Raw genomic sequence first — 23910 nt, forward strand, 5'->3', positions numbered from 1 at the left:
ACCAGCTTCCATGGTGTGACGGGCGGTGTGTACAAGGCCCGGGAACGAATTCACTGCAGTATGCTGACCTGCAATTACTAGCGATTCCTCCTTCACGCAGGCGAGTTGCAGCCTGCGATCTGAACTGAGCTCCGGTTTACGGGATTTGCTTGACATCGCTATCTTGCTGCCCTCTGTCCGGAGCATTGTAGTACGTGTGTAGCCCAAGGCGTAAGGGGCATGCTGACTTGACGTCATCCCCACCTTCCTCCGGTTTGTCACCGGCAGTCTCTCTAGAGTGCCCAACTTAATGCTGGCAACTAAAAACGAGGGTTGCGCTCGTTGCGGGACTTAACCCAACATCTCACGACACGAGCTGACGACAGCCATGCACCACCTGTGTTCGCGCTCCCGAAGGCACTCTTCCCTTTCAAGAAGATTCGCGACATGTCAAGCCTTGGTAAGGTTCTTCGCGTTGCATCGAATTAAACCACATACTCCACCGCTTGTGCGGGCCCCCGTCAATTCCTTTGAGTTTCACCGTTGCCGGCGTACTCCCCAGGCGGGATACTTAACGCGTTAGCTACGGCACGGCTCGGGTCGATACAAGCCACGCCTAGTATCCATCGTTTACGGCTAGGACTACTGGGGTATCTAATCCCATTCGCTCCCCTAGCTTTCGTCCCTCAGTGTCAGTTACGGCCTAGCAGAGCGCCTTCGCCACTGGTGTTCTTCCTGATCTCTACGCATTTCACCGCTACACCAGGAATTCCCTCTGCCCCGAACGTACTCTAGCTATGTAGTTTCCACTGCTCTTATCTAGTTGAGCTAGACTCTTTAACAGCAGACTTACATCGCCACCTGCGGACGCTTTACGCCCAATCATTCCGGATAACGCTTGCATCCTCCGTATTACCGCGGCTGCTGGCACGGAGTTAGCCGATGCTTATTCCTCAGGTACCGTCATTGTCTTCTTCCCTGAGAAAAGAGGTTTACGACCCAAGAGCCTTCCTCCCTCACGCGGTATTGCTCCGTCAGGCTTTCGCCCATTGCGGAAAATTCCCCACTGCTGCCTCCCGTAGGAGTCTGGGCCGTGTCTCAGTCCCAGTGTGGCTGATCGTCCTCTCAGACCAGCTACTGATCGTCGCCTAGGTGCGCCTTTACCACACCTACTAGCTAATCAGACGCGAGCTCATCTCCAGGCAATTAATCTTTCACCTCGAAAGGCACATCCAGTATTAGCCACCGTTTCCAGTGGTTGTCCCAGACCTAGAGCCAGATTCTCACGCGTTACTCACCCGTCCGCCACTAAATCCGAAGATTTCGTTCGACTTGCATGTGTTAAGCATACCGCCAGCGTTCATCCTGAGCCAGGATCAAACTCTCCGTTTTGTTGTGTTTCGAGTTTGTGGCTCTGAAAAAAATATTTTCCAGAATCCTATTTACAATTTCGATTATCTTTTTGGGAAATCCCAAAACTAAAATCTTTTGACGAGGATTGGTTTTTTTCTTAAGCTTTCAAAGTATTATGTTTTTTAGGTTCAGCGGTCGTTTGCGTTCTTTCGCTTCCCGACTTAACTAGAGTAACTAGTCATCCCCTAGTTTGTCAAGGGGTAAATTTATTTTTTTTTCTAGAAGGGCAAATCGCTTGCCTGGACTTGCTTTCAGGTTAATGGGTTAAGCAACATGAGGCAGGCGAGAACGAAGTGGCTAAACCTGAGTATGTGAATAATGCACGTTGCTTGTCTCTAAATGGGATCTGATGCAAGTTGAGTAACTATAGTAATGATTATCGAAAAAGGCAGGGGCTAGTCTTGCTGGAGCATTTATCCTGAATCCAAATGCCCGAACTATATATATTAAGAGCATAATTATTGCGGAGCTTGCGGTTTAAGACTCCCATCCTACAGGTGACGCTTGTATGGGCATTTACGCGATCGCCACCGTTACGTTCAGAGAGCGTTTGGAAGAGAAGATAGGCGTTACAGTGAGTCTAGCGCTGTAGAGGGGCTTCAAAATTTATAATGAATTTTTGATAAAAAGCTAAAAACTAGACTAGGCAATAAATACAGATGATCCGACCGCGTAAGGTCTTTGCTCAACATTGGCTCAAAAGTGAAAAGGCACTCGACGCAATTATTAAAGCAGCAGAGTGTACAGAAAGCGATCGCTCCCCCAAAGGCGATCGCATCTTGGAAATTGGCCCCGGAACCGGCATTCTGACTCGTCGTTTATTACCCTTAGTGCAATCTCTGGTTGCAGTTGAAATAGACCGCGACTTATGCCAACTGTTGTCAAAGCAGCTTGGTAAGACTGAAAATTTTTTACTGCTGCAAGGCGATTTTCTCACTCTAGATTTACCATCTTATCTGGCAGCCTTTCCCAATTTCCACAAGCCAAATAAGGTAGTAGCCAATATTCCCTACAACATTACAGGGCCAATCATTGAGAAACTACTGGGTACGATCGCTAACCCCAACCCTGAACCATTTGACTCTATAGTGTTGCTGGTACAAAAAGAAGTCGCAGAAAGGTTGTATGCTAAACCAGGATCAAAAGCTTTTGGGGCGTTGAGTGTGCGGGTACAGTATTTGGCTGAGTGTGAGTTAATCTGCACAGTTCCAGCCGCCGCATTCCAACCACCGCCAAAAGTTGATTCAGCAGTGGTGCGATTACGTCCCCGAAAAATAGAAATACCAGCGCTTAATCCTCGACAGTTAGAGAATTTCTTAAAGTTGGGGTTTGGTGCCAAGCGCAAAATGTTACGAAATAATTTGCAATCTGTTATAGAACGCGATCGCCTGACCCATTTACTGGAACAATTAAAAATAAACCCCCAAGCCAGAGCCGAAGACCTCAGCGTTCAGCAATGGGTAATCCTAGCGAATGAGTTAGGAGTTAAAAGTGAGGAGTGAGGAGTTAAGAGTGAATATCTAGATGATTGCTTTGATTCAAAACTCAAAATTCACCCATTCCCAACTACCAACTCTTCCCCCCAACTTTTAAAATGCGTTCTTACAGTCTAATTGCCCCTGCCAAAATCAACTTGTATCTGGAAATCATTGGTAATCGCCCCGATGGGTATCATGAATTAGCCATGATACTTCAAAGTATTGGACTAGCAGACCAAATTGATGTGCATTCTATCAGCACTGACAGCATCCGTGTTCACTGCAACCACCCACAAGTACCGACAGATAAAAGTAATCTGGCTTACCGCGCAGCAGAATTAATGGCAATGCAATTTCCCGAAGCCTTCGCTCAATATGGGGGTGTGGAGATTAGCATAAACAAGCAAATTCCTGTAGCGGCTGGATTGGCTGGAGGTTCGACAAATGCAGCAGCTGTGTTAGTAGGGATAGATTTATTATGGAAATTGGGATTAACTCAGCCAGAATTAGAGGAGTTGGGGGGCACACTTGGTTCAGATGTACCATTTTGTGTAGCGGGTGGAACTGCGATCGCAACAGGTAGGGGTGATCAACTTTCTCCCCTGCCAAGTTTAGATAATATATATATAGTATTGGGGAAATACCGCAGTCTGGAAGTTTCCACGCCTTGGGCATACAAAACCTATCGAGAGCAGTTTGGTGATTCTTATAGAGATAGCGACAACTTGGCAGCGCGTGCTAATGCAGTTCATTCAGGAGCAATAGTAAAAGCTGTCCTGGATAAAGATGCGGGAGAAATTGCCCAAAAACTGCACAATGATTTGGAGCGCGTGGTATTGCCAGCCTATCCCCAAGTCTTGCAACTGCGAGAAGTTTTTGCAAATCAAGAAGGCGTTTTAGGAACAATGATGTCTGGCTCTGGGCCAACAGTATTTGCTCTTTTTGAGTCTCAACAGCAGGCAGAACTAGTTTTGCTACAAGTGAGAGAAGCAATTATTGATAAGGACTTAGAATTGTTTGTAACTCGGACAATCACACATGGAATTAAAGTGGTATCGTCTGTTTAAATAATTTTTTCGTTAATAAAGCATAATAGACAAGAATTATTCCTAATGACCCAATCCAAAATCTAAAATCCAAAATCGTATGAGTGACCAAAATTTAACGCCACAAACAGATACTAAAATACAGGCAACAGCGAGTCCTTTACGCTGTTTAACTGGGGCGGTTATTTCTGGAGGAATGGGATATGCAATGTATTCGCTGATGATTGCGATCGCTACAAATTTTGCTACTAAACCTCTCCATTCAATTAATCCATTGGTAATTAGGATTTCTTCTGCTGTTAGAACTCTGGTTGTCGGTGTAGTTGCTTTAGGAAGCGGGATATTTGGTATTGTAGCAATTGGTTTGTTGGCTTTGGGAGTGCAATTATTAGTGCAGGAGTTGACCAAGCAAAAAAGTAGTGAAAATTAGTAATTTCCTTTTAATCAGCAACGTAAAAACACAAGTTTTCCTAACGAACCACGATTTTTGATCACTTGTGGCTTCGCGCTTCTGGAAGGCTGAATTTGAAAACCGCTTGTAGTTGCGGAACAGATGGAAAAATGGACTCAGAGTTGAACGATGAAGGTAGTGATTGGGCGGCTTGATAAGAGTTAGTAGCGTACCAATACCTTAAGAAAGCTTGCTTTTTTTATCGGAGTGCGATCGCTCTGAGCAAATCCTCTATAGTACAATACGCTTGGGTTAGCGCCAAAAACCTTGAAATGTGTAGGTTGGGTTGAGGAACGAAACCCAACATTTCGGGACTTTGTTGGGTTGCGCTAAAGCTTAACCCAACCTACAATTTTCCACAAAGCCAAGCGTATTGCTCTATAGTAGACGGTTTAGGTAAGATAATCATCTGCTTAAACTTACAGCTATTTTTTGATAATAGACCACATTGATTTAACCAAGGGTCAGTATATTTTTGTTTCCTACACCTCTGCTTATTCTGGTTAAGCTTTTTGGAATTGGCGTAAATGCAAAGCGGCTTGTTGTCAGACATCGCTCCTTGAACAGCAGATGTTGTAATTTCGGTGTATAGTATAGCCCTCGACTTTATCGGGTTGACACTTTATAAACTGGCTCAATATTCACAAATCTATGTGGAATTGATACCAGTTACACTGAAGTTAATAGCAGCAACATCACTTATGAGCAAAATTATGAACACAACCAAGAGATATTTTTTACCCCTTATTTTTGTGACAATTGTTGTCAGCCTCAGCAGTTGTAGTTCTAACCCCACTGCTCCTAATATTGACAGTGGAACGCCATCCCCTAGCACAACACCGACGAATAGCTCATCGTCTCAGGCTCCCAGCCAAATTCCTAGCGTAGCTCAATTAAGAGAAAAATCTCCTAATCAAGAATCTCCTAAGGAAAATACGCCTTCTTCATCAACTCCTAAAGCTGTCACTAGCAAAAATACCAACGTCACGATGTATACAAGTGATACCCAATGTCAAGAACTCATTCCAGAAAAGGTTTCAGTACCAGCTGAGGAACCAGTGACAAATGTAGTGAGTAAAATTTTAGAAAAACGAGATACAAGCGACTTGAGCTTGTCTGGGTATCGTGTCAATATCAAAGATGGCATTGCTACAGTTGATTTGCGAATATCCCCTGATTCAAAGCGACAAATAGCTTCTCTTTCTAGTTGTGAACAGTTTGCTTTGTTTGGCAGTCTCCGCAAAACCCTAACAAGTAATGCCCAATGGAATATTAAAGAGGTTCGCTTTACCGAGCGAGGTGAAGACATTGTTCTTTAGTTAAATATGGTAGTAAGTGCCGTCATTAGCTAAACAGATTTTCCAATTTGAAAAGCCACAGGACTGATGCATCAATAATTGCGAAAACTATGTTCTAGCCAATTTAAAACAGCTGGAAATAGTGGTATTATTGATTTTAGTCCTAAGTTTATGGCAGCAATTCGCGGGTGTAATTCAGTGGTAGAATGTCACCTTCCCATGGTGAACGTCGTGGGTTCGAGTCCCATCGCCCGCTTTAAAATCAGAACCTAAGCTAACTATGTGATTGCTTCTGTTGGTATACTTGCCTATGATATTTGTTGAGCCAGACTTTAAGACCCTGCGGGCATGGTTATTAGCGCTCTTCTATTACTCTCGTTAAATAAAAATTCATAACCCTTGATTGTTAAGGCTTTGATAAATTTACGAGTAGGTTGGGTTGAGGAACGAAACCCAACACGAAAAATCCTTGGTTTTGTTGGGTTTTACTAAAGTTCAACCCGACCTACATTTTTTTTCTTTCATCAGAGTCATAAAAGAGCGTTAGACTGCACATACTACAGGTTGCTGATAAAGGACTGACGTTTAATAGACTGAATATTTCTATTGGAATTTTTCAGCAGGTTTTTAGGAATTTACGCAGAAATGTTTACGCACTCGCTAATGGATGACAGCTAATGGTAAAAAACAATTAGCGATTCGCAATTAGCACTATGGCAAATTTTCTCCAACCACCAAGGTTACGCATTGGTGAAGACACTGAAGAAGAACGACGCGCCACTTGGCTGGAACTGTTTTATGATTTGGTTTTTGTGGTTGCAGTTTCTCAACTCGCCCACAATCTCAACGAGGATATCTCTTTATTAGGATTATTTGGGTTTGTAGTTTTATTTATACCAGTTTGGTGGTCATGGATTGGTACCACATTCTATGCTAACCGCTTTGACAGCGATGATGTGGGACATAGGCTGCTGATTGGTATACAGATGCTGACAGCAGCAGCGATGGCTATTAACATCCACCACGGTTTGGGTGAGAGTTCCCCTGGTTTTGCGATTTCCTATGCTCTCGGTCGAATTGTGCTGGTAATAGAGTATGTCCGTGCTGGAAGACATATCCCTTCAGCGCGTCCTTTGACTACTCGCTACGCTATTGGTTTTGCGATCGCAGCCTTGCTTTGGTTAATATCAGCATCTATACCCATCCCTTGGCGGTTCGGATTTTGGACGTTGGGAATCATTATTGACTTTGCTACACCTCTAACAGGACGTAAGTTTCAGATCGGGTTACTTCCCCACGCCTCCCACTTACCGGAACGTTTCGGGCTATTTACCATTATTGTCTTGGGTGAAGCAATCATTGCAGTAGTCAATGGTGTTTCTGAGCAGAAATGGGATACTTTAACTGTAATTTCTGGCGTGTTTGGTCTAATTATCGCCTTTAGCTGGTGGTGGGTCTATTTTGATAATTTGGGTGGTAAACCTATTGAGATGGCGCGGACTCATGGAAAAGTTGGTGTTGTCAATCTCTGGCTCTACACCCATTTACCGCTAGTGATTGGGATTGCTGCTGCTGGAGTTGGTGTAGAACAAATTTTGTTGAGTGAGCCAACTTTAGCACTACCCGATTCCCAGCGATCGCTCATCTGTGGTTCAGTAGCATTATGCTCTCTAGCTGTCAGTATTCTCCACAGATTTGGGGTGATTCGTTATTGCAAAATCCGTTCCCAGTATCGACTTGGAGGTGCAGTCATGCTGGTAGCGATCGCTATCTTTGGCAAAGGTTTGTTACCTGTTGCAGTCATTGCCCTTGTAGCTGTAGTTTCTGCTATCCAAGTCGTTCAAGATTTATATCAGAGTCGTCCCACTACCCGCTTGGTTGACCCAGAAATCTAGCTTCTAGCGTAGTAGTAGCGCACAGAGATGTGCTACTACTATGTATCCACGCAATTTAAATCTGAGGATTTATCTGTAAAGCATCTATCCTACGAAATATTTTAAATAAAACATAAATAAATATTCATATAGTTATTTAAAGATTATGTAATCTCAGTATTGAAACCTGACCTTGTAAAGCTGAGAACTCAACACATTGCCGTCTATCGGAGGTGGCAGAACCAAAGGAGGAATGTCATCATTAGATGATGTACCTTTGGGCAATGAAGTCAAGTAGGTGAAATATTTATTAATATTATTAATAGGAAGTGTAAATTCAGCGTCAGGAGTCAGAAAAAATTCTTAATGGCAAGTACTTCGCATCAATCATCAAATTTTTCACTAATACAACAGAAGATCATGAAAGACAAAGAACCATCAGACTCTAAGGAATTCGTCGGAAATCTCAAGAATGGAATCTGGCTGTTTGGATTGTCATCCTGGGTATTCGGCATTACCGATCGCAGTATTGCTTCATTTGCGGATGGCTATCTATCTGCTTTGGATTTGACGCAAATATTCACAGCCGCTACGTTCTTTGTGGCGTGGCTATTTTTGAAACCGACATCTAGAGTTTAAGATCGGCGACTGGTTGAGTATCGGGTCACTTTTAACGCTAGTCATGTCAAGATTAGGAAACTTATCTCCAGTAACAATAAGTAATCGCACAGAATTATTTACACATGAGATTCTAGTGCAGATAAGGGTTTCATAGCTTAATTTTGTGTAATTAATTTTGTTTAGCTACTTATGGGAAATTTTTCTTGTTCCCAAATTTCATAACAGAGGCGGAGATTTTCACCAAAAAATTGCTCGACTCCCAGGCTTAAAAATCCATCTGGCACGTAGGCGTAGCCCGTCGTAGACATCGCTGGTAGATTCGGGTTAAATTGCCATATCAGCCCCGAAAACCAGTACATTCGATGTGCCTATGACATAGCTAGTAAGGCTTTAAGCAAACTAGGGTGATTTTTTTACCATCCAGACTTATTAAATTGTAGCTAGATTGTATCTTTTTCCTTTTGAAGTCAGAGTTCTAGCTTTTTTACTTTGGTGTATCTAAAAAAGTTGTTCTAATTTTCCGGAATTGATTATGCTCAAGTGGTAGTCTCTATCAGACAAGCGATTTATACTGAAACTCTATAACGAAACCTTCGGGGTATATAACCCCATATTAAAAGCCCGGTCTTTATGACCGGGCTTTTTTGAAAATTACGAGTTAGGAATTATTCTTAACTCCTAACTACTGATTAAATTAAGCAAAGGCTGCGGTTGTCACATCGTTATTCGACAGAATTTCTTGCAACTCTTCAGCGTCTACTGTTTCTTTATCAACCAGCATTTGCGCTATCTGATCTAAAATGTGGCGGTTACGCACCAACACTTCTTTAGCGCGTGTATAGGCTACATCCACAAGTTTGCGGACTTCTTCATCGATGGCGGCGGCGGTTTCTTCAGAGAAATCACGCTCTGACATGATATCTCGTCCCAGGAACATGTTACCTTGTTGACGACCAAGAGCAACAGGGCCTAAGCGATCGCTCATGCCAAATCTGGTGATCATCTGACGGGCAACCCGTGCTACTTGTTGGAGGTCATTAGAAGCACCAGTGGTAACTTCTTCTTCACCAAAGATTAATTCTTCAGCAATTCGACCACCCAAAGCTACAGCCATCTGATTTTCCAGATAAGCGCGGCTGTATAAACCAGTATCCATCCGGTCTTCGCTGGGGGTAAACCACGTTAAACCACCTGCACGACCGCGAGGAATGATGCTAATCTTCTGTACTGGGTCATAGTCAGGCATCAAAGCACCAACTAAGGCGTGACCAGCTTCGTGATATGCCACCAAGGTTTTGCGCTTTTCGCTCATTACCCGGTCTTTCTTCTCTGGCCCAGCTAACACGCGATCGATCGCGTCGTTGATTTCGTCCATTGAAATTTCAGTCAAATTCCGGCGGGCTGCTAGAATTGCGGCTTCATTCAATAGGTTGGATAAATCTGCGCCAGTAAATCCAGGGGTACGACGGGCGATTTTATCCAAATCCACATCTTTCGCCAAGGTTTTGCCACGGGCGTGAACCTTGAGAATTTCGCTGCGTCCGGCATAGTCGGGACGGTCTACCACAACTTGACGGTCAAAGCGACCAGGACGCAATAAGGCTGCATCTAGGACATCAGGACGGTTGGTAGCGGCAATAATGATGATGCCTGTATTGCCTTCAAAGCCGTCCATTTCGGTGAGCAACTGGTTGAGGGTTTGTTCCCGCTCATCGTTACCACCACCTAAACCGGCACCCCGTTGACGACCTACGGCGTCAATTTCATCGATGAAGACGATACAAGGAGCATTAGTTTTAGCTTGTTCAAATAAATCGCGGACGCGGGACGCACCCACACCTACGAACATTTCGACAAATTCTGAACCGGAGATTGAGAAGAAGGGTACACCTGCTTCACCTGCTACGGCACGAGCTAGGAGGGTTTTACCAGTACCAGGAGGGCCAACTAACAGTACACCTTTAGGAATTTTTGCACCAACGGCAGTAAAGCGATCGGCGTTTTTCAGAAAGTCTACAACTTCGTTTAATTCCAACTTGGCTTGGTCAATACCAGCAACATCGCCAAATGTCACCTGAGTTTGGGGTTCCATTTGCACTCTGGCTTTGGATTTGCCAAAGTTCATCGCTTGGCTACCTGGGCCACTTTGAGCGCGACGTAGTAAGAAGAATAAGCCAACCAAAAGCAATACAGGAAAAAATAAGCTGCTCAGTGCCTTAAACCAAAATCCTTCATCGGTTTGGGGCAATACAGAAATATCAACGCCTTTAGAAGTCAAAGTATTGATCAGGTCTGGATCGTTGACTAAGGTAACAATCCGTTTAGCACCGTCTTTAGGCGTAACCAGTGCTGTAGAACGATCTGCACTCAAACTGACTTTTTCTACTCCGCCTTGTTGAACTTCTTGAATAAACTGGCTATATCGCCATGTCTCTCTGCTTTGGGGTTGTTTGTCAAAAAATGCTGTTCCCAGCGCAATGACGACAATAAACAGCAGCGCGTACAGCCCTGCATTTCTCCATCTTTTATTCACTAAGGTCTATCCTCCGGTATTTTTTGCGCGGTCGCCTAGCGTCTCTGATCACAAAGGTGATTATTAAGAATTATGTTAACTTATCTTAAGATATAACAAATTTGGCGTGGCTGTCATGCTAAAAAAAGCTCCTTTATTAGCTGAAAACTTTGATGGTAGGGATTATATTGTAGCGACCCTGAAGGCTGATGAACGGTATGAATGGGAATAATTTCTACCACACTATTAGTGTAGGCGATCGCTTCAAACCCCTGCACTAACTCCACGCTCCAAGGTTCTTCCCGCACTGGCATCTGGTGGTTTTGCAACCAGTTTACAAGTTGCGATCGCCCAATTCCCGGCAAAATTCCGGCCTTTATTGGTGGCGTGTACCAACTGCGATCGCACCATCCCCAAAGGTTGCCTGTGCTGGTTTCTAGCCAATTTCCTTGAGTATCAACTAATATTGCTTCTTGAGCATCTACACTAGTTTTTGCTAACCAAGCACTCAAATAGTTTCCAGTTTTATGAGAGGGGAGAGAACGATAAAATTCCGAACTGGCAACAGCGCATAAAATACCATTATTTTGTTTTTCTGTCAAATCTTGTGGTAATAATCTGCCAGTTATCCACTCCCGTCCATCGGGAAAGAGGGTAATTCTGAGAACGGGGAAGTGGGCTAAGAGAAGTTGAGCGCCTTGACGTAGACGGTTCCAATCTGGTTGCTGCCAACCAAAAGATTGTACTGAGAAAAGTAAGCGATCGCAGTGTGCTTGCCAATTAGTTAAATTACTATCTAGCGAGTTCTGATAAATCCGCAATGTTGTAAAAACAGTCGCCCCATAAAGTAAACCCGGATCGTTAATGTTTAATTCTAGGGTTTGGGAGCGAATTAATTTGCCGTTATACCAATAAATATTATTTGTCATTACAATTCCATTGAAAAGTGATGACTTGTAATGCTCATACGCTGCATGAGATAAAATCTGTGGGCTGCAAATTGCTGAACACCAGAATCAAGACTCAGATGTTTACAGTCATGATTTTTGGCATATTCAATTAGCCATTGAAATAACTGTTTTCCATAGCTATTTGACCGTTTGAACTCATCAACAACTAAATCATCAATGTATAAGAATTTTCCCGATGCTAAAGAAGTAGAAATGCGAAATACAGCGACTGCTACAGCTTGCTGCTCTACTTCTAAGAATGCAAGTTTATATCCTTCTTTCATTTGATATCGAACTTGTTCTACAAACTTAGCCGACTCAAGATAAGGGCGCAATTGGCAAATAACAGGAAAACACCCTAATATTTTAAATTCAGATTCTGCTAATTGTATTGACATCGCTATTACCTCACTCAATAGACTTCTTGCATGAATCAAAAACCCTCACCCTAAATCCCTCTCCCAAGCTTGGAAGAGGGACTTTTAAATTGGCTCCCCTTCTCCCAAAATTGGGAGAAGGGGTTGGGGGATGAGGGCAAATTTGGCATTTGTACAAGAGGTCTAATCATGGGAGAGAGTTTTAAAACAATTGGGCGAATATAATTCTCTACTACACTTACAGCAACCCGTTATAAATAATAATTTAATCTTTGGGGGGAAATATAATTTTTTTAGTACCTTCAGGAGTTGTAATAACTTTTCCTCCCAAAGCTTCAATCTCTCTAATTGCGCGTTTTTGAGTTTTCTGATCAACTTGATTATTTAAAACTATTGCCCAGGTAGAAATTTGAGCATATTTGCTGTTGGGATTTCGACTCAGAAATTCAGCAGTTTTTTGAGAAGTATGAGCGATCATCTGACTTTCTGGATCTGAAAAGTTACTAGCCCAGTTTGCCGCCGTTGCAAAAGACTGTTCGGCTGCTTTAGCGTTGCCTAAAAATAATAACTCATCAACTCCTTTATAACGCCATATATAATAAGACTTTTCGGGAACTGAGGGAGATAGTGATTTTAAGCCTTTCTCTGATAGTGCGATCGCACGTTCTGGCATGGCAGCATACAATGAAGTACTGATAGAAAGACTGCGATACGCTGCTAAAAATCGCGGGTCACGTTCTAGAATTACTTCAAAATATTCTGGGCTTAAACTGTAACCTGTTTTATCCCGAACTTGATCATCTCCGAAATATTGTAAAAAGTTAAGATATACCAAATCTGCAATGAAATTATCATAACCAAAACTAGGCATTTTTTTGAGAAAATTAAGACGGATATTCTCAGCTTTTATTTCTTTCTCTAAAGTTTCTATAGACGCAGATTGCTTGCTAGTTATTAGTTTTTGCAATTGGGGGGATTGAATCAAGCCAACTCCTAAAATACACAGACAAATTACAAAAGGTGTAGCAAAAGTTTGACGAAATAACAACATATTTTCCTTGTCTTTATCATCACAGTCATATCATTGTATACATAGCGATATAGGAAAAGTCAGCCTGCACTTGCGCGTCTACGTTTTGCTATAGCGCTTTTCGGTTGAGTGCAATACAGACCTAACAAGAACAGCCCCAACCCTTTTAGCGGTGCAAAAATACACAAAGTATTAATTTATACTTTTTCTGCCTGTTCTCGGAGATATACTTTAGGTTTATTTGTGTACAAGTAGGGAGAAATTACAACTTTACTTTTCTTTAGAAAAAACTTCTTCAATCATTAAGTTGTTTTGAGTTTAGTTACTTTTATTAAGTAAAAGCCTTGTAATTGTTGACATAACCTAAAATTGTATTTTGTTTATAGTTAAATTTGTAACCTCTAAAATATCATGGTGAATAATATTCTTAACGAAAACACGGAAAGTAATGGACAATCTATCGAAAATGGAGAAAATAATAGTCAACTTAGCAAACCAAGTAGTGAATTTAAAAGAAAAGTTAAGAAGCTGAACACTAAAGGAGAAGGATTTAATATTGATGATGTTATTGATGCTATTAAAATAGCAATCGTTGAAGTTGTTGAATTAGAAATCACCACTTGGGTTCCAGACTTCCCTACTCATTTAGAACAACCACAACAACAAGTTGCTCAACCAGGTAATAGAATGTACACCGTAATTAATCTAATTGATGGTGATATAAATAATGAAGTGGGTAGTCAATTTGTTGGTAGTGGCCCATATATAGAACTTCGTGAATTTCATCTAAGTCAAATCAAAGAAAGTCGGGAGATTATGCAAAAAAATATAGAAAGTTTGCAGAAGTTATATGGATTTTTTATAGAAATCATCAAATCTCGCAAAACTTCACAACAATCACCATCCCGTCCATAGTAGTTTTTATTTATTAATAGTCACACTAAAATACCTACAGGATATGAACTTGTCCAAACCTGTAGGTAAATTTGCTTTAGAAAAATTAAGGAGGTTATTACTATGCCTAACAAAATTCAAGAACAAGCCAAAGATTTGCTAGAGAAACTAGTCTCATCTGTACATGGATTAGTCGATGATATTACAGCTTTAGAAGTAAATACGATGGTTGTGGATCAAATTACTGGTGCAAAGTTTAATGCTTGGCAAGCGTATGAAGATATTTATTCAATAAATGACAAAGACTACTTTAGTACCAAAGGAATTCCAAATCCAGACGATTTCCCAGAACCAGAAAAAACTCAAGCTCAAGAGCTACGCAACCGTTATACAAGTCTATTTTCGCAACTTGAAAGAGAATATTTTTACATTCTCCTTGAACAAAGTAATGATAATGAGCCAGACCCCAGGATCATACAATATCAGCAACGTCTTAAATATCAGGTGGAACATAAAGCAAATATTGTTCCAACTGATGAGGAATACATAAAGTTAGCTCGACCAATATTACCTGCTCCAACTCCTGTTGCAGTTCAAGAAGATAATAATCAAAAAACTTTGCGGCAAAGGTTGCAAGAGATTGAAGAACTTTTGAATAATGGTAAATTTCTTCGTACCCTGCGAAAAATGTCTGAGCTTAAAGCTGCACTTAATGGTGGTGATATTACCAGTGTAGATGTTGATATTATTTATGCTCAAACTGTTATGCAATTAGACGGAGATATTATCAGTCGTTACCATAAAAAAGTATTTGAATTAACTGAAGTTGATAGAGATTTAATCCTAAAAATACATAATGAAGGGATAGTTGCTGGAGAAAAACAGTGGCGTGGAACACTAGATTTTCTGATTAATATTGTCCAAAATATTGCAAAATTATCCCGAAATGAACGCTTATAAAACACACACAGATAATCAAGCTGATGTTCAACTATCTTTCTTTGTGCAAATCCCTCAAGGCATCTCTATTGAACTGAAAATTAAGGTTGAACCAGGACAGTATAGTTTTTATTTAAATAAGGCAGTTCTAAAACAAATTGAGCAAGCACGAGAAATAGGCTGCTCTCTGTACATTCCGCCAAAATTACTAGCTTATCTTTGGTACTACAGCTGCTTTAGTGATAATATTGCTTTTAGGAATAATTTAGTAATTCCTAAAAAAAACTTTCCAATTTTTGATAATACTTTTATAGTAAATTTTATTAGATTATTGTGGAGTAAAGCATTAAAAAATAAATCTATATTACAGTATGGACTCACTTTTAATTCTTATTATCAAAAAGAAACATCAGCTTTATATTTTTGGCAAGAACAAGATATTGTCTTACAAAGCAATGTCTTATTTTATGGCGATATATTTCACAAAATCAGGAGTGACTTTATCCCAACTCCTGAGTGTTTAAATATTGTTTATGTGCATTATTGGCTTATTGAGCAAATACTAAACAGTTTTCGGACTAAATTAAATCTATTTGCTTGGGAGCTAGCTTCACTGTTTCCTGCTGCTTTTTTTGTTGGGAATTTACATTTAGCAATTTCATTATCAATACTTGCTGGGTTAGTAACATTTTTTGTATTTGCTACTATTCGCTATTGGCTTGTTAATCAACTTCCGAAATGGACTTCTATTAGTTCTCAATATCGAAATTGGCTGGCGTGGGGACTAACTTGTGTCACTTCCAGTATTTTTATTTTTACTCCCACTAATTTCTTATTTTTGCTGTGTTTCTCACTACTTGGGCTGCTATTACAAAAGCTTTTTAGTTTGATACTGGGGCAAATTGGTAAATGTTTTATGCGTTGGTTACTAGCTTGAAAGTTGCCGTAGTCAAACTATTTGTAGCTTAATAACTTTTTTTAATAACTGCCAACATTGCCCGGCGATCGCCCAATCTTCTTGAGTATGAATAACTAATATCCGTACTGCTGAATCGGGTGTGGCAATATCCTCATCAACCGGCTGCTGCTGATTTTTTTCAAGGTCTATTTTCAGTCCCAAAAAACCAAAGGCTTCACAAGCGGCTTGGCGAATTTCTGGGGAATGTTCACCCACGCCTGCTGTGAATACCAAAGCATCTAATCCGCCCAAACTGGTAAGCATCGCACCGATACTAGAACGTAGGCGATGTACGTAGATATCCCACGCCAGTTGAGCGCGGGAATTACCTTGAGCGATCGCTTCTCTTACCTCACGCATATCGCTAGATACACCCGAAATTCCCTTTAATCCAGAAGCTTTATTTAATACATCATCCAACTTTTCAACAGAGTAATTGCAGTAACGCAACAGATAAATCAGAATCCCCGGATCAATTGAACCAGAACGACTACCCATCATCAATCCTTCTAGGGGCGTGAATCCCATTGTAGTATCAATGCTGCGACCGTTTTTAATCGCCGCCAAAGAGCAGCCATTGCCCAGATGACAGGTGATTAAGCGCTCAGGGGGAACATCTTGACCGAGAATTTGGGCAGCACGTTGAGAACAGTATTGGTGACTGATACCATGAAACCCATAGCGACGGATTCCTTGCTCTACCCACTCATAAGGGCCGGGATAGATTGCTGCTGCATCGGGGAGAGTGGCATGAAATCCAGTATCAAAAACTGCTACTTGGGTGACATCTTTTGAGATTTGTTCAATTGCTTCTATGCCTTCCAAAGCAACTGGATTATGGGCTGGAGCAAGGTTAGATAGACGAGCGATCGCCTTTTTAACATCCTCCGTAATTACCACACTATCTTGATAATCCTGTCCACCATGTACTATCCGATGTCCCACCACATCGATATCTGACAACTGATCAATTACTTTGGTAGCACCATCACTAAGTGTATTGAGTATATAAGTGAGGTGTGCCTGTGGGGAATCATCAGAGATGGTTTCTTGCAGTGTTGCACCCGTAGTAGTTTTCACCTCAATTTCTGCCACACCGCGATCTTGAGTCCAGTTGATTTTTCCTTCCCAAAGGGGTTGGGCTGCTTGGGTGGAGAAAGCCTCATCTGCAATCTCATACAGACAACTTTTTTGGGTACTCGATCCGGCATTCAGCACCAATATCTTCATATAACAACACAAAAATATGACTTCTTTTGATCATGTCACCAAGTGTAACCTTCTGCTTCTACCCTATAGGCATAACATGCAGCAAAGGTGTGTTTCCAGCGCTAAAATTTGTTTAATCTAGGGACTTCCAAGTAAAAAAATATTCCATTGCTATTGTTGACTGTTGACCGTTGTTTTCAGTCAACAGTCAACAGTCAACAGTCAACAGTCAACAACTTGAATGTGGAATAATTTATTTTTTGGAGTTCCCCTATGCTAATTCGGCAAATTATCGACCCGCATCAAATCCAATTCCCGTTCAAATATTTCATCAATTGGCAACATTTGACCATCAACAGTCATAAATTTATGGTCTTTTGTTGCCCGAATCAATGAACCATCTTCCAAACAATACTCAAACACCTCTTGTTGTCCGCGATCGTGCCACTGTGCTACAGGTTGGGTGTAAATATTCCCATTATTATCAACGCTATACACTGTACATTCAATGCGTTTTTCTACAATCTCTCCAATGGGCAACAAACCATATTCTACTGTCAATATTTCCGTGTCATAGCTTAAACAATATTCAGCAAACTTTAACATTTGCTCAAATAATTCATCCGCAACTTTTTTCTGTACACCGTTTTTCGCTGCGCCATCCACGAACTTTTCTCGCTGCTTTTGCATCTCAGAAACTTTCTTTTTACCCATCGCCCGACGCAGCAAGTCAGCTTGTCCTAAAGAATATCCGGCCATATCTTGAGCAATTTTCATGATTTGCTCTTGATAGACCATAATTCCATAAGTTTCGTCTAATATAGGTTCTAAAATAGTGTGTTGATAATCAATATTTTCTCGACCATGTTTACGATTAATAAACTTAGGGATTAGTCCTGCATCTAATGGCCCAGGTCGATAAAGTGCCAAAATCGAAGAAATGTCTTCTATATTAGAAGGTTTCAAATCTCGCACTATCTGACGCATTCCAGAAGATTCTAATTGAAATATCCCTTCTAACTCACCTGCTTCTAATAATTCATAAGTTTTTTGGACATCTTTTGGCAAAGTACTATGTTCCCCTTTAGCTAATATTCTTTGGGATTTTCTTTCATCGCGGGGAATTTCATCAGGATCAACCCGATATCCTTTGGTTTCTTGAATTAAATCAACAGTTTTTTGAATTAGCGTCAGGTTCCGCAAACCCAGAAAATCCATTTTCAATAAACCCAGTGATTCCAAATCTTCCATGAAATATTGGGTAATCACAGAACCGTCATTATTCCTCTGTAGTGGCACAATTTCATCAAGTGGATCGGCAGAGATTACCACACCTGCTGCATGAACACCAAAAGTTTTGTTAGTTCCTTCAATTCGCATCGCCATATCAAGCCAATGGCGAACATGGGGTTCTTTATCATATTTCTCTTTGAACTGTGGTTCTGGAGTTTGATCAGAAATCATCACCTTGAGTTTCGTTGGTTTTCCCCGCACTACAGGAATTAATTTCGCCATTTTGTCAGCTTCTCCATAAGGAATATTTAATACTCTGGCGACATCTTTCAAAACGGCTTTAGAAGTTAGGCGGTTAAAAGTAATAATTTGGGCAACTCTATCTGCACCATATTTCTCAGTTACATACTCAATAACTTTATCTCTTTGGTCAATACAGAAATCCGTATCAATATCAGGCATGGATTTACGTTCTGGGTTCAGAAAACGTTCAAATAGTAGCCCATGATGCACAGGGTCAATATTAGTAATTCGCATCGCATAAGCAACTAATGAACCAGCCGCAGAACCCCGACCGGGGCCAACAGGAATGTTATTATCTCTAGCAAATTTTATGTAGTCCCATACAACTAAAAAGTATTTGGAAAAACCCATCTGCTGAATCATTTTCAGTTCGTATTCCAATCTTTCTTTATAGACAGAATCGACTTCATTGCGAGATTTGCGATTTAACCGTTCTAAAAGTCCACTCCATGCAACATCTTCGGCGTAAGTGTCAGCAGTATGACCAGAGGGAATGGGGGGTGTAGGAATCTGAGGCTCACCCATAATATTGTAAAACTCGACTTTATCAGCGACTTCTTCAGTGGTAGCTACAGCTTCAGCAATTACATCATCCGGTAAATGGTCACGAAATAGCTGCCGCATCTCCTCGCCAGATTTGAGATACTCTGTGCCGCTATAACGCATCCGCTTATCTTCAATAATTAACTTGCCAGTTTGAATACATAGCAAAGCGTCGTGGGCTTCAACGTCAAAACAAGAAATAAAATGCGAATCATTGGTAGCAACAATTTTAATCCCTAGTTCCCGCGCAATTTTGACGATTTCAACATTCACAATCCGGTCTTCTTGGGAACCGTGGTCTTGAATTTCTAGATAATAATCATCACCAAATACATCTTTATACCACTGAGCAATTTTTCGGGCTGCATCTGGTCTATTACTGAGAATTGCTTGGGGAATTTCTCCACCTAAGCAAGCGCTGGTGACAATCAAGCCTTCATGATATTGTTTTAATAAATCTTTATTAATACAAGGACGAGAAAAAATTCCTTTACCTTGAACACCTTTGAGATGAGAAATAGTGGTTAATTTGACTAAATTTTTGTAACCTTTGGTATTTTTAGCTAAAACGACTTGATGATATTTCGGGCGGCGTTCTTGTTTTTCAATATCGCCGTTAATGATATACATTTCATTGCCGATAATTGCCTTAATATTATGACTACGGCAGATTTTGATCAGTTCAACGGCTCCATACATGACACCATGATCCGTAAGGGCGATCGCTTTCATTCCCAGTGCGATCGCTTGATCCACCAACTCTGGTAGCTGACTTGCCCCATCAAGTAAACTGTAGTCACTATGAATATGTAAAGGCACAAAGGACATAAGCATCTCCAACCACAAGCCAAGATATCTCTAGGGGCCTACCTTGTGGTGTACCCTTTCGAGCTAGATTTTGCAAAGCAACGGAATCTTAGATTAACAGTTTTTACCTAAAATTAAAGCTGTATTTTTCCGAAATTGTTACTGTCATAAGTGTTGTTTTAATAGTTACAGCAGTTCATCAGCATCTAACTAATGAGTCAAACAGAGAGTACTACTTCGGCTAAAACCAAAGCTAGCCCTTGGTGGAGGCGTATCCCTCTCACATTACAAATTCTCATCGCCCTAGTAGCCGCAGTCAGCGTTGGAATTGTCCTTGGTGCGGGGAATCCCAATCCCAGTAATGCCACCTTAATCAACAATTTAGCAATTCCGGCACAGTTGGTGCTAAAGGCTCTCCGCGCCTTAGCTACGCCCCTGATTTTGGTAGCGGTGCTGCACACCTTAATGACTACGAATATCCCTGGTACAGCCGGACGGCGGTTAGCAGTACTACTTTTAACTAACACTACTGTAGCTATTTTAATCGGGCTTCTCGTAGCAAATGTCCTACGTCCTGGGACTTGGGGCAATGTAGCCACCTCAACAACTACAGAAATAACTACTCAAAGTCTTGATCCTTGGGCAATACTCAAAGATGCTGTACCAGAAGCTGTCCTAAAGCCATTAGTTGATAATAATGTCATCCAACTAATTGTGATTGCCCTAAGTTTTGGCATCGTTTTGCGGGCATTAAAATCTGAACAAATTGCTCAAGGGAAAAAAGGATATCAGCCGATAGAGGATGTCATCGGGATTTTATTTGAAGCGGTAGCCCGTGTCCTCAACTGGGTAATTGCCTTAGTGCCTTTCGCAGTCTTTGGGATTGTTGCTAAAACAGTTGCTATGCAAGGATTTGCACCGTTTAAATCTTTGGGTGCATTTATTGTGGCGGTGCTGTTAGCGTTGGTATTGCAGGCGTGCTACTACCTCACCAGAGTAAAATTTGGTTCTTGGGTACACCCGCTAAAATTCCTAGCTGGCGGTTCTGATGCCTTTTTGACAGCTTTCTCAACTTCTTCCTCTGCGGCGGCAATGCCAGTAACCTTTGAAGTTTTGCAAACAAAAGTCGGTTTAAGGGAATCTTCTGCTGCCTTGGGGTCATTAGTAGGGGCAAATTTCAATAATGATGGTACTGCCCTCTATGAAGCAATGTCTGCGTTGTATATTTCCCAACTAATTGGGCAACATCTGAGTCTGGGACAGCAGTTAATTGTCATCCTTACCTCAATTTTTGCATCTGTAGGTGCAGCCAATATTCCTAATGCTGGACTGGTAACGATGACATTAGTGTTTACTTCTGTAGGCTTACCTACTCAGTACATTGCTTTGCTAGTTACTGTAGACTGGTTTCTGGATCGCTGCCGCACCGCGATTAATGTTATGGGAGATATGACTGTCAGTGCTTTACTTGATGGCAAAAAGCCTCGTTCTGTTGACGAGGCTTAGTTTTACGGCTTTTGAGATATCTAATGCTGTTGAGGCCCTTTGGCATCACATTCTTTAGCCCAGCAGCGTTCTAGAAGTCGAAGACGCCAGATCAATGCAAAGCGTTGGGGATTTAATACTAACTTTGTATCCTGACTAAATAAAGGCTGATTTAGATATTGCCAAAGGGGAAATTGAATTTTGGTGTGTTTTGGATTTGGAGTCATAAGAACAACAAATATTATAAAAGTTTAGTGGTGAGAGTTGGCATTTTGTTTAACAATTGCCTGATGCTGTTTTTCTAGTTAAAGGCTACACTGCGTTTTTGCAGTTGTCCTGGTGGCAATTGCGGAATTTCAGTAAGTAAGTTTATGTTGTTTCCGCTTTAATACTGAAATTGCACACACCATTTTTCTGATTCCCCATCCTGTGGCCGGAATTAATGGGATGCAAGCCCCGTCCTTCCAGGACGGCTTTGATTTTTAATATATTCTTTCAACACTTCAAGGGGTGCGCCGCCAACCGAAATAGCAAAATAACTAGGACTCCATAAAGCTTCTTTGTGGGGTTTTTTATATCCAGCCTGTCCATATCTGCGGCTTGAAACCCCCTTCAAAGAATTGGTTATCTGAGAAATAGAAAGTTTCGGTGGATACTCAATTAATGCGTGAACATGATCTGCTTCTCCATTGAACTCTAGGATAGTAAAATTCATTGATAATGCGACTTCCCTGAAAGATTGCTCAACAACCTTTAGTCCGTTGCTGTCAAAAACAGATTTGCGGTATTTAGTCACACAAACCAAGTGTATTTTTAGGTCTGTAACACTATGTCTCTCTCTTCTATACATGATTGATTTTTGATGCAGACCAATCTATAATAACAGAGACAGACCAATTAGATATCTAGGGATGAAAGCTCGATATCAGTACAGAATTTATCCAACCGACCAACAAAGTAAAAACTTAGCAAAAGTTTTTGGTTGTGTTCGTGTTGTGTGGAATGATGCACTGTCGTTGTGCAAGCGATCTGAGAAGCTACCTAAATTGGGAGACTTGCAAAAAGTCTGTATTACTCAAGCAAAACTTACCGAACAACGTCAATGGCTGAGTGAGGTTTCAAATATTCCATTGCAACAATCCATTGCTGATTTGGGGGTTGCCTACAAGAATTTCTTTGATTCATTAAAGGGAAAACGGAAAGGTGCCAAAGTTAGACTTCCTAAATTCAAAAAGAAAGACAACCACCAAACTGCACGGTTTAGAAAAGGTGGTTTCTCTATTAAGAGAGGGAAAGTTTATCTTGCCAAAATTGGCAATCTGAAAACGCAGTGGTCACGCCCATTGCCGAGTGATCCCAGTTCTGTCACTGTGATTAAAGACCGCGCAGGACGTTACTTTCTCAGTTTTGTAGTGGAGGTGAAAGACGAAATTAAAATTGCATTGAATCCATCAATTGGGGTTGATTTAGGACTCAAAACCTTTGCGGTGTTAAGTACGGGTGAAAAGGTGTCAAGTCCTGATTACTCCTTGCTAGACCGTAAAATCAGACGTAATCAGCGTAAGTTGTCGCGGTGCGTCAAAAGTTCTAAAAGGCGTGAGAAAGTGCGGATTAGAGTTGCAAGGATTAATTGTAAACAACGAGATACACGCAAAGATTTTCTGCATAAACTATCGACCAAAGTAGTGTGCGAAAACCAAGTCATTGCTTTGGAAGATTTGAACGTGTCAGGAATGCTCAAAAACCGTTGTCTATCAAGGGCTATAAGCATTGCAGGATGGCGAGAATTCAGAACAATGTGTGACGCTAAATCAACTAAATTTGGGCGTGAGTTCGTTGTCATTAGCCGATGGGAGCCGACTAGCCAAATTTGCTCTAATTGTGGCTATCAATGGGGCAAACTTGATTTGTCGGTGAGGGAGATAGTTTGCATAAACTGCAATTCTCATCACTGTCGAGATGGTAACGCCGCCAAAAATATACAGAAAGTCGGGGTAGGGCATATCCACGACTCTAAACGGACACGGAGGGAGTGTAAGACCGAGGTTTCGGCTGTTCCTGTTGAACTGTCAACCCGACTAGAATACGAACAATTACGGTTGTTTGATTGCTAGAGAATCACTGTCCCTTGCAGGGCGGTGAGGATGTCAAAAGTCATACCATTTCACAATATTCGTGGTACAGCGTTGGTAAAAGCGTACAAATCTACGCCGCTACAGTCAATTCATCTGTTGCAAAAATTTTTGCGATCGCATTGCTATCTAGAATTTTAACTCGGTAGCTTGTTAAAAAATCGGGTAGTGTGGCGTTGAGGTGTTGAATTCTTGCTTATAAAAAACTTGTAATTTCTGTTACTAACTGTGAATTTATAGTCAATTTGATCGTAAGGCTGATTCTATATAGGACTTACGCAATAACTCTCTGAAACTCTTATTCCTTTGTGTCCTTTACGTCCTTTGCGGTTCGTTTTTTCATTATTTTGCGTAAGTCCTGCTATAGTAACTATTGGT

21 protein-coding genes, 1 tRNA gene and 1 rRNA gene (1 of these 23 only partly in view) are annotated in these 23910 nt (G+C 41.2%); 13 read left to right on the plus strand and 10 right to left on the minus strand.

Annotated features, from left to right (window positions below; translation table 11 throughout):
• Positions 1-1371 (minus strand): 16S ribosomal RNA (locus tag D1367_RS23590); it reaches 120 nt to the left of the window's first position.
• Between the two features lie 680 nt (positions 1372-2051).
• On the opposite strand from D1367_RS23590, the gene rsmA reads away from it, so the two are divergent.
• From rsmA to D1367_RS23630, 7 genes are all read left to right on the plus strand, one after another.
• Positions 2052-2894, plus strand: a complete 843-nt coding sequence (gene rsmA, locus D1367_RS23595; protein WP_118168647.1) for a 16S rRNA (adenine(1518)-N(6)/adenine(1519)-N(6))-dimethyltransferase RsmA — start codon at positions 2052-2054, stop codon at positions 2892-2894.
• A gap of 92 nt (positions 2895-2986) precedes the next feature.
• Positions 2987-3937, plus strand: coding sequence for a 4-(cytidine 5'-diphospho)-2-C-methyl-D-erythritol kinase (gene ispE, locus D1367_RS23600; protein WP_118168649.1), 951 nt, complete (start codon positions 2987-2989; stop codon positions 3935-3937).
• A 79-nt stretch (positions 3938-4016) separates the two neighbouring features.
• Entirely contained in the window at positions 4017-4346 is a 330-nt protein-coding gene (locus D1367_RS23605) for a DUF3082 domain-containing protein (RefSeq protein WP_118168651.1), read from the plus strand.
• A gap of 722 nt (positions 4347-5068) precedes the next feature.
• Positions 5069-5686: a sporulation/spore germination protein gene (locus D1367_RS23615; RefSeq protein ID WP_118171630.1), complete on the plus strand. Its 618-nt coding sequence runs from the start codon at positions 5069-5071 to the stop codon at positions 5684-5686.
• A 163-nt stretch (positions 5687-5849) separates the two neighbouring features.
• A tRNA-Gly gene (locus D1367_RS23620) sits at positions 5850-5921 on the plus strand.
• Between the two features lie 457 nt (positions 5922-6378).
• Positions 6379-7560: a low temperature requirement protein A gene (locus tag D1367_RS23625; protein ID WP_118168653.1), complete on the plus strand. Its 1182-nt coding sequence runs from the start codon at positions 6379-6381 to the stop codon at positions 7558-7560.
• Between the two features lie 399 nt (positions 7561-7959).
• The gene (locus tag D1367_RS23630; RefSeq protein WP_100902982.1) at positions 7960-8178 is read left to right on the plus strand and encodes a hypothetical protein; all 219 of its coding nucleotides are present in this window, start codon (positions 7960-7962) and stop codon (positions 8176-8178) included.
• A 161-nt stretch (positions 8179-8339) separates the two neighbouring features.
• Here D1367_RS23630 and D1367_RS30195 read toward each other — a convergent pair whose 3' ends face one another.
• The 5 genes from D1367_RS30195 to D1367_RS23650 all read right to left on the minus strand — a co-directional run bounded on the left by D1367_RS30195 (position 8340) and on the right by D1367_RS23650 (position 13050).
• Positions 8340-8519, minus strand: a complete 180-nt coding sequence (locus D1367_RS30195; protein ID WP_147337392.1) for a hypothetical protein — start codon at positions 8517-8519, stop codon at positions 8340-8342.
• Positions 8520-8854: 335 nt separating this feature from the next.
• Complete coding sequence (gene ftsH3 / locus D1367_RS23635; protein ID WP_118168655.1) at positions 8855-10693, minus strand: ATP-dependent zinc metalloprotease FtsH3; 1839 nt, start codon at positions 10691-10693, stop codon at positions 8855-8857.
• A gap of 113 nt (positions 10694-10806) precedes the next feature.
• Complete coding sequence (locus D1367_RS23640; RefSeq protein ID WP_181984942.1) at positions 10807-11601, minus strand: aminotransferase class IV; 795 nt, start codon at positions 11599-11601, stop codon at positions 10807-10809.
• Positions 11601-12020: a GNAT family N-acetyltransferase gene (locus D1367_RS23645; protein ID WP_118168657.1), complete on the minus strand. Its 420-nt coding sequence runs from the start codon at positions 12018-12020 to the stop codon at positions 11601-11603. The genes D1367_RS23640 and D1367_RS23645 overlap by 1 nt, the downstream gene beginning before the upstream one ends.
• Before the next feature lie 244 nt (positions 12021-12264).
• On the minus strand, positions 12265-13050 hold the full coding sequence (locus D1367_RS23650; protein ID WP_118168658.1) for a hypothetical protein: 786 nt from the start codon (positions 13048-13050) through the stop codon (positions 12265-12267).
• A 390-nt stretch (positions 13051-13440) separates the two neighbouring features.
• Here D1367_RS23650 and D1367_RS23655 point away from each other — a divergent pair, with 390 nt between their 5' ends.
• From D1367_RS23655 to D1367_RS23665, 3 genes are all read left to right on the plus strand, one after another.
• A complete protein-coding gene (locus D1367_RS23655; protein WP_118168660.1) occupies positions 13441-13944 on the plus strand; it encodes a hypothetical protein in 504 nt (167 codons plus the stop codon).
• A 102-nt stretch (positions 13945-14046) separates the two neighbouring features.
• On the plus strand, positions 14047-14883 hold the full coding sequence (locus D1367_RS23660; RefSeq protein WP_118168662.1) for a hypothetical protein: 837 nt from the start codon (positions 14047-14049) through the stop codon (positions 14881-14883).
• Entirely contained in the window at positions 14870-15799 is a 930-nt protein-coding gene (locus D1367_RS23665) for a hypothetical protein (protein WP_118168663.1), read from the plus strand. Before D1367_RS23660 ends, D1367_RS23665 begins: the two co-directional genes overlap by 14 nt.
• A gap of 12 nt (positions 15800-15811) precedes the next feature.
• Here D1367_RS23665 and D1367_RS23670 read toward each other — a convergent pair whose 3' ends face one another.
• Positions 15812-17050: an acetate kinase gene (locus D1367_RS23670; protein WP_118168665.1), complete on the minus strand. Its 1239-nt coding sequence runs from the start codon at positions 17048-17050 to the stop codon at positions 15812-15814.
• A gap of 255 nt (positions 17051-17305) precedes the next feature.
• On the minus strand, positions 17306-19936 hold the full coding sequence (locus D1367_RS23675) for a DNA polymerase III subunit alpha (protein WP_118168667.1): 2631 nt from the start codon (positions 19934-19936) through the stop codon (positions 17306-17308).
• Positions 19937-20128: 192 nt separating this feature from the next.
• Here D1367_RS23675 and D1367_RS23680 point away from each other — a divergent pair, with 192 nt between their 5' ends.
• Positions 20129-21421: a dicarboxylate/amino acid:cation symporter gene (locus tag D1367_RS23680; protein ID WP_118168670.1), complete on the plus strand. Its 1293-nt coding sequence runs from the start codon at positions 20129-20131 to the stop codon at positions 21419-21421.
• A 20-nt stretch (positions 21422-21441) separates the two neighbouring features.
• Here the strand turns inward: D1367_RS23680 and D1367_RS23685 are convergent, their stop codons facing one another.
• Positions 21442-21627 carry a hypothetical protein gene (locus tag D1367_RS23685; protein WP_118168672.1) on the minus strand — a complete coding sequence of 62 codons (186 nt, stop codon included), beginning with the start codon at positions 21625-21627 and terminating at the stop codon, positions 21442-21444.
• Between the two features lie 212 nt (positions 21628-21839).
• A complete protein-coding gene (gene tnpA, locus D1367_RS23690) occupies positions 21840-22250 on the minus strand; it encodes an IS200/IS605 family transposase (protein ID WP_118168678.1) in 411 nt (136 codons plus the stop codon).
• 61 nt (positions 22251-22311) lie between these two features.
• Between tnpA and D1367_RS23695 the strand changes: the two genes are divergently transcribed.
• On the plus strand, positions 22312-23514 hold the full coding sequence (locus D1367_RS23695; protein WP_118168680.1) for an RNA-guided endonuclease InsQ/TnpB family protein: 1203 nt from the start codon (positions 22312-22314) through the stop codon (positions 23512-23514).
• 30 nt (positions 23515-23544) lie between these two features.
• Positions 23545-23673 carry a hypothetical protein gene (locus tag D1367_RS32905; RefSeq protein ID WP_267255618.1) on the plus strand — a complete coding sequence of 43 codons (129 nt, stop codon included), beginning with the start codon at positions 23545-23547 and terminating at the stop codon, positions 23671-23673.
• The last annotated feature ends 237 nt before the right edge of the window (positions 23674-23910 follow it).

Origin of the sequence: Nostoc sphaeroides (assembly GCF_003443655.1) — a bacterium.
Taxonomy (GTDB): Bacteria; Cyanobacteriota; Cyanobacteriia; order Cyanobacteriales; family Nostocaceae; genus Nostoc; species Nostoc sphaeroides.

What these genes read in the sequence shown, in the direction of transcription:
- rsmA (WP_118168647.1), top strand. Translation starts at nt 2,052, where the DNA reads ATGATCCGACCGCGTAAGGTCTTTGCTCAACATTGGCTCAAAAGTGAA.
- ispE (WP_118168649.1), top strand. Translation starts at nt 2,987, where the DNA reads ATGCGTTCTTACAGTCTAATTGCCCCTGCCAAAATCAACTTGTATCTG.
- D1367_RS23605 (WP_118168651.1), top strand. Translation starts at nt 4,017, where the DNA reads ATGAGTGACCAAAATTTAACGCCACAAACAGATACTAAAATACAGGCA.
- D1367_RS23615 (WP_118171630.1), top strand. Translation starts at nt 5,069, where the DNA reads ATGAGCAAAATTATGAACACAACCAAGAGATATTTTTTACCCCTTATT.
- D1367_RS23625 (WP_118168653.1), top strand. Translation starts at nt 6,379, where the DNA reads ATGGCAAATTTTCTCCAACCACCAAGGTTACGCATTGGTGAAGACACT.
- D1367_RS23630 (WP_100902982.1), top strand. Translation starts at nt 7,960, where the DNA reads ATGAAAGACAAAGAACCATCAGACTCTAAGGAATTCGTCGGAAATCTC.
- D1367_RS30195 (WP_147337392.1), bottom strand. Translation starts at nt 8,519, where the DNA reads ATGTACTGGTTTTCGGGGCTGATATGGCAATTTAACCCGAATCTACCA.
- D1367_RS23640 (WP_181984942.1), bottom strand. Translation starts at nt 11,601, where the DNA reads ATGACAAATAATATTTATTGGTATAACGGCAAATTAATTCGCTCCCAA.
- D1367_RS23645 (WP_118168657.1), bottom strand. Translation starts at nt 12,020, where the DNA reads ATGTCAATACAATTAGCAGAATCTGAATTTAAAATATTAGGGTGTTTT.
- D1367_RS23650 (WP_118168658.1), bottom strand. Translation starts at nt 13,050, where the DNA reads ATGTTGTTATTTCGTCAAACTTTTGCTACACCTTTTGTAATTTGTCTG.
- D1367_RS23655 (WP_118168660.1), top strand. Translation starts at nt 13,441, where the DNA reads ATGGTGAATAATATTCTTAACGAAAACACGGAAAGTAATGGACAATCT.
- D1367_RS23660 (WP_118168662.1), top strand. Translation starts at nt 14,047, where the DNA reads ATGCCTAACAAAATTCAAGAACAAGCCAAAGATTTGCTAGAGAAACTA.
- D1367_RS23665 (WP_118168663.1), top strand. Translation starts at nt 14,870, where the DNA reads ATGAACGCTTATAAAACACACACAGATAATCAAGCTGATGTTCAACTA.
- D1367_RS23670 (WP_118168665.1), bottom strand. Translation starts at nt 17,050, where the DNA reads ATGAAGATATTGGTGCTGAATGCCGGATCGAGTACCCAAAAAAGTTGT.
- D1367_RS23675 (WP_118168667.1), bottom strand. Translation starts at nt 19,936, where the DNA reads ATGTCCTTTGTGCCTTTACATATTCATAGTGACTACAGTTTACTTGAT.
- D1367_RS23680 (WP_118168670.1), top strand. Translation starts at nt 20,129, where the DNA reads ATGAGTCAAACAGAGAGTACTACTTCGGCTAAAACCAAAGCTAGCCCT.
- D1367_RS23685 (WP_118168672.1), bottom strand. Translation starts at nt 21,627, where the DNA reads ATGACTCCAAATCCAAAACACACCAAAATTCAATTTCCCCTTTGGCAA.
- tnpA (WP_118168678.1), bottom strand. Translation starts at nt 22,250, where the DNA reads ATGTATAGAAGAGAGAGACATAGTGTTACAGACCTAAAAATACACTTG.
- D1367_RS23695 (WP_118168680.1), top strand. Translation starts at nt 22,312, where the DNA reads ATGAAAGCTCGATATCAGTACAGAATTTATCCAACCGACCAACAAAGT.
- D1367_RS32905 (WP_267255618.1), top strand. Translation starts at nt 23,545, where the DNA reads ATGTCAAAAGTCATACCATTTCACAATATTCGTGGTACAGCGTTGGTA.